At 75.1% G+C, this 4,776-nt stretch carries 3 protein-coding genes and 1 pseudogene; all 4 read right to left on the bottom strand.

All coding sequences use genetic code 11. The features are described from left to right. Positions 1-1,031: pseudogene (locus AE652_RS35445) on the bottom strand (hypothetical protein); the annotation flags it as partial. Beyond that, positions 1,031-2,917 carry an HSP90 family protein gene (locus AE652_RS35440; RefSeq protein WP_049659109.1) on the bottom strand — a complete coding sequence of 629 codons (1,887 nt, stop codon included), beginning with the start codon at positions 2,915-2,917 and terminating at the stop codon, positions 1,031-1,033. The gene AE652_RS35440 and the pseudogene AE652_RS35445, both read right to left, overlap by 1 nt. 86 nt (positions 2,918-3,003) lie before the next feature. Further along, complete coding sequence (locus AE652_RS35435; protein WP_082346183.1) at positions 3,004-4,044, bottom strand: hypothetical protein; 1,041 nt, start codon at positions 4,042-4,044, stop codon at positions 3,004-3,006. Between the two features lie 131 nt (positions 4,045-4,175). Beyond that, positions 4,176-4,776 (bottom strand): hypothetical protein (locus AE652_RS45675; RefSeq protein WP_049659108.1); only part of this gene is annotated, 601 nt, incomplete at its 5' end.

Here is a 4,776-nt window from a genome sequence, read left to right as displayed (position 1 = left end):
CCGACCGCGTCGGTGCCGTTGCGGGCGTCGAAGCGGCCGGCCAGCGCGTCGCCCTCGGCGCGCAGGTGGGCGAGCAGGGAGTCCACCGTCCAGGCGGTGCCGGCCGGGCCGCTGACCGCCAGCTCGCCGTGGCCGGCCCGGGCGAGCTGGGCGACCAGCACCTCGGCTCCGGTCAGGAAGTCCAGCCGGGCGGCCGGGTCGCCGGTGACCGCGAACAGGGCGCGGTTCTCGGCGAGCAGCTCCAGGCCGCGCGGCTCGTTGCCGGACAGCGCGCAGAACTCGATGTGCAGGCCGACGGCGCTCAGCATCGAGGCCTTGCCGCGGGCGTGGCGGTAGCCGGCGAGGTGGCCCGAGCGGGCCTCGTCCGACCGGCCCTGGCGCAGCTGCGCGAGCAGCGCCGTGGCCTGGCTGAGGTGGGGCTCCTGCTCGCAGCCGCTCCGGCCGTCCAGCACCGGGGCGAGCGCCTCCAGGGCCCGGGCGTCGTCCCCGGCGGCGAGGTGGTGCCGGGCGCGGGCGCGGGTCTCGCAGGCGTGGCAGTCGCTCAGCTCGGCGCGCGGGCGGGCCGCCCACAGCTCGTAGGCGTCCTGCACGTCGATGCCGGTGTGCGCGGCCAGGTGGTAGCGCTGGGCGTAGTACGGCTGGAGGTCCTGGCCGGCCGCGCGGTAGCGGTCGCGCAGCTCGGTGTGCCAGCGCCGCACCGCCGCGAGCGGGACGTCCGGGTTGTCCTTGAGCGTGTCGGCGACCCACTTGAAGCGCCAGAGCACCTGCTGCCGGGCCCACTCGCCGAAGCCGTCCGGGTCGGTGTCCCAGAGTCTGAGGACGCGGGCGAAGACGACCGGGCCCTTGCCGCGCTCGCCGTCGTACTCGTAGGCCTCCATCAGTTCCAGCAGGGCCATCGAGAGGACGCCGGTGTCGTCGAACTGCTCGGCGGCGTCGACGAGTTCCTCGGCGGTGACGGTCCTGGTCCGGCCGTACGGGCGGGCGTCGTTCTCGCGCAGCGCGGCCATCACCGCGTCGGGGGTGTCCAGCATCACGCCCCCTCCCCGCCCTCGGGGAAGCCGCCCGCCCCGCCCGCCCCGCCGGCCTCGTGGCCGAGCATGGCGTGGTCGAGCAGGCTGATGAACGAGCGGTTGAGCAGCGCGGACTCGCTGGCCTTGAGCGGGCGGCGGGTCATCAGCACGGCCTGCCCGTACAGCGCCTCGACGGCGGTGACGGCCAGCTCGCGGCTGGTGACGGTGGCGGCGCGGCGCACCAGCGGGTTGAGGTGGTTGAGCACCAGCTGGGCGCGGGGCGCCTCGGCGCGCAGCGAGCCGAGGATGTCCGCCCACAACCCGTCGGCCTCGTCGGCGAGTTGGGCCCGGGTGCGCTCGTGCCGGGCCTCCCGGTTGTCGAGCAGCAGGGCCGGCGCGTTGGTGGGGTGGAAGCTGCGCAGCGCGACGTCGCAGTCGAACCGGCCGACCACCTCGCGGGCGATCGCCAGGAAGGCGTTGGCGGCCAGCTCGGCGGCCGGGTCGACGGTGTCCAGGTGCGCGGTGACGGTGCCCGGGTCGAGGTCGGAGACGGAGACGCCGGGGCGGATCTCGGGCAGCCGGTGCACCAGGTCGTGGTCGTAGGTGTAGCCGCCGTTGACCACGCCGAGCCCGGCCGCGCCGGCGATCGGGGCGACCTGGCGGAACTCCTCGACCGTCCTGGTCACCAGCACCGCCGGGTGGCTGCGGGCGAACTCGTCCAGGGTGACGTTGCCGTCGGTGGTCTCGAACGGCAGCCACGGCAGCATCATCCGCAGCAACTCGTCGTCGTAGCGCGCGAGTTCCTTGACGGCCAGGTGGTGGACGGACAGGAAGCGGTGCAGCAGCGCCGGGTCGCTCGCGGACAGGCCGGTCAGCCAGTCGCGGATCCGGGCGCCGAGCGCGTCCCGCACGGCGGCCAGCGTCTCGTCGGCGTACAGGCCCTCGCGGGAGGCGGTGGGGCGCAGCCCGTCGGTGTCGACCACGCAGCGGACGAAGAACGCCCAGTCCGGCAGCAGTTCGTCGGCCTGGTCGGAGAGCAGCATGCCCTTGAGGTGCACCCGGTGGCCGTTGCGGCGCGAGGGCGGGGCGGCGTCCGGCAGGACGTACGCGACACCGCGCAGGCCGACCAGCGGCAGGTCCAGCTCGATGGTGTCGAGCGGGGTGAAGTCGAAGGCGGCGCGGCAGTACTCGGCGAGCGCGTCACGCCTGGCCAGCGGGGAGGCGTGGCGCTCGGCCCACGGCGGGGTGCGGTTGACCCGGTGCTCGGTTCCGTTGCCGTCGACCACCGTGACGTCGTGGCGCAGCAGGCTGCCGAAGTCCCGGGCGAGGGCGAGGACCCGGCCGGCGCGGGTCCACTCGGCGGCGTCGGCGCGCGGGACCAGCGTGACGGTGGTGCCCGGCTCGGGCTTGGCCGAGGCGGGCAGGGTGCGGATGGTGTAGCTGCCGTCGGAGCTGCCGCGCCACTCGATCGCCGGGGCGTCCGGGGTGGCGGCGGAGCGGGTGACCACGGTGATCTCGTCGGCGACCACGAAGCAGGCGAGCAGGCCGATGCCGAACTGGCCGATGAAGTCGCCGCGGGCCCGGGCCAGCCCGGCGCCGTCGAGCCGGCCGTCGGCGTCGCGCTTGGAGCTGCGGCCGATGGTGGCGAGGAAGGTGTGGACGTCCTGCTCGGTCAGGCCGATGCCGGTGTCGGTGACGGACAGCTCGTCGTCGGCCCGGACGGTGATCCTGGCCGGCGCCCCGGGGTCGAGGGCGCGGCGGGCGGAGATCGCGTCCACGGCGTTCTGCAGCAGCTCGCGCAGGTAGACCCGCGGGCTGGAGTAGAGGTGGTGGGAGAGCAGGTCCACCAGGCCGCGCAGGTCCACCTGGAAGGTGTGCGCACTCGTCGGGTTGTCGGTAGGGGACACCGGAGGCTCTTTCGATCGCGGGGTGGATGACGGTGGTGGGATGCGGGTCGGCGGCGGCGCCCGTACGACTCGGCGCCGGGTGCGCGTCAGCGCCAGTACGAGGTGCAGCGGTCGCGGTGGGCGCGGAAGGCCTTGACCGGATCGCCCGACAGGTAGTGCCAGGGCGCCTTGGTCACGAGGCCGTCCAGCGCCTCGAACAGCAGGCGCGCGGTCTTGGGCTGGTCGGCGAGGGAGAAGGCCATCGCGAAGGTGTTGAAGGAGCCCTGCCAGCCGCGCGCCGGCTCGAAGGCCGGGTGCAGGACGGACCGGAAGGCCGCCTCCTGCAGCCCGGCCACCACGGCCGGACTGGTCAGGTAGGCGCGGTCCTCGCCGTCCGGGAGGGCCAGCCAGTGCTCCAGGTGCGCGACCGCGACCAGCTCGCCGAGGCGGCTGCCCTCCGGGGCGGCGAGCATCGTCGAGCGGGCGAACGCGTGCATCTCCTCGTGCGAACCGCCCCACTTGGCGCTCAGCTGCTGAAGCCTGACCCAGTGCGAGGCGGAGCTCCCGGGCGCCCGGCGCACCGCGGCCTCGAAGCGGCAGGTGGCGACCTCCGGGCCGAGCGAGGCCCCGAGGGCGCTGGTCTGCAGGAACCGCCAGGGGGCGTGCCAGGACGGCTCGCGCTCGGCGACCTCCAGCAGCTGCTCCTCGGCGGTGTCCAGCCGCTCGTGGAACGCCTTCCAGCGCTCCTCGGTGACGTCCTTGGCCCGGGCGCCCGTCCGGGCCTCCCAGCCCCAGGCGATCTGCCGGGCGCCGGACAGCAACAGCAGCAGCGTGTCGTCCGGGGCGTCGGCCTGCGCGCGGGACGTCCACTGCTCGACCCGGGGCACGTCGGATATCGCCCCGACGAGGAAGGTCAGCTCCTCGCCCTGGGCGGCGGCCAGCGCGGGGCGCAGCGCGGCCCAGTCCCCGGCGGAGGCCTGCCGGAGCATCAGGCGCAGCGACTCGTCCCCGTACGCCGGGTCGAGCCGCGGCTCGCCGCCACCGGCCGGCGCGGGTGCTCCGGCTCCCCGGCGGCCGAACCCGAACCCGCGCCGCTCGGCCCGGTCCTCCGCGCCCTCCCCGCCGGAGCGGCGTCGGAACAGCGGCATGTCTGGCCCCCTCGAACGTCATCGGTATCTTTCGCACGACCGCACAGCGGCCACGGGAAAAGTACATATCACGGTCGACTGACATCCGTTTGCCCAGCCCAGCGCCCTGCCCGCCCGGCGAGGGGGTTCCGTCAGGCCGCGCCGAGCCCGGCGTCCGGCGTCTTCCCGGCCTGCGCCTGCTCGATCCGGTTCACCAGCATCACCGCGAACCTCCGCGTCGCGGGCACGTCCACCGGACCGCCCTCGCTGGTGACGCTCGCCACCACGGTGCCCGAGCGCACCACGATGCCGACGCCCTCGCCCTCGGCCAGCGGCCCCTGGAAGGCCTGGCTCTCGCTGCCCAGCGCCGGGGTGTCGACCTTCTTGAACGGCCCGGCGGAGTACGAGGCGTAGTTCTCCTTCAGCCGCTGCGCCGCCGCGTCCCGGCTGGGCAGGGTGTCCACCAGGAAGCGGACGACCACGTCGCCCGAGGAGAACCGGACCGACCCGCTCAGCGGCTTGCCCGCGCAGGAGGCCGCGGCGGCACCGGCACAGGTGACCTGGTGGTCGGCGGTGTCGACCTTCCGCTTCTCCTCCTCCCACCCGGTCATCGCCTTGGCGTCCGGCAGCACCTGGCCGACCACCTTGTCGTCCAGCAGCGCCGCCTCCAGGTCCGCGTGCGGGGCCTCCGCGGCGGCCGGGGCCGGTGCGGAGGCCGGCGCCGAAGCCGCCCCGGGGGCGTCGGCGGCCGCC

This window comes from Kitasatospora sp. MY 5-36, assembly GCF_001182915.1.
GTDB lineage: Bacteria > Actinomycetota > Actinomycetes > Streptomycetales > Streptomycetaceae > Kitasatospora.
Note: the sequence above shows the minus strand (reverse complement) of the source record. Positions and strands in the feature narration are given on the sequence as shown.

Coding starts and splice junctions, on each gene's coding strand:
- AE652_RS35435 (WP_082346183.1), bottom strand. CDS start 4,044: ATGCCGCTGTTCCGACGCCGCTCCGGCGGGGAGGGCGCGGAGGACCGG.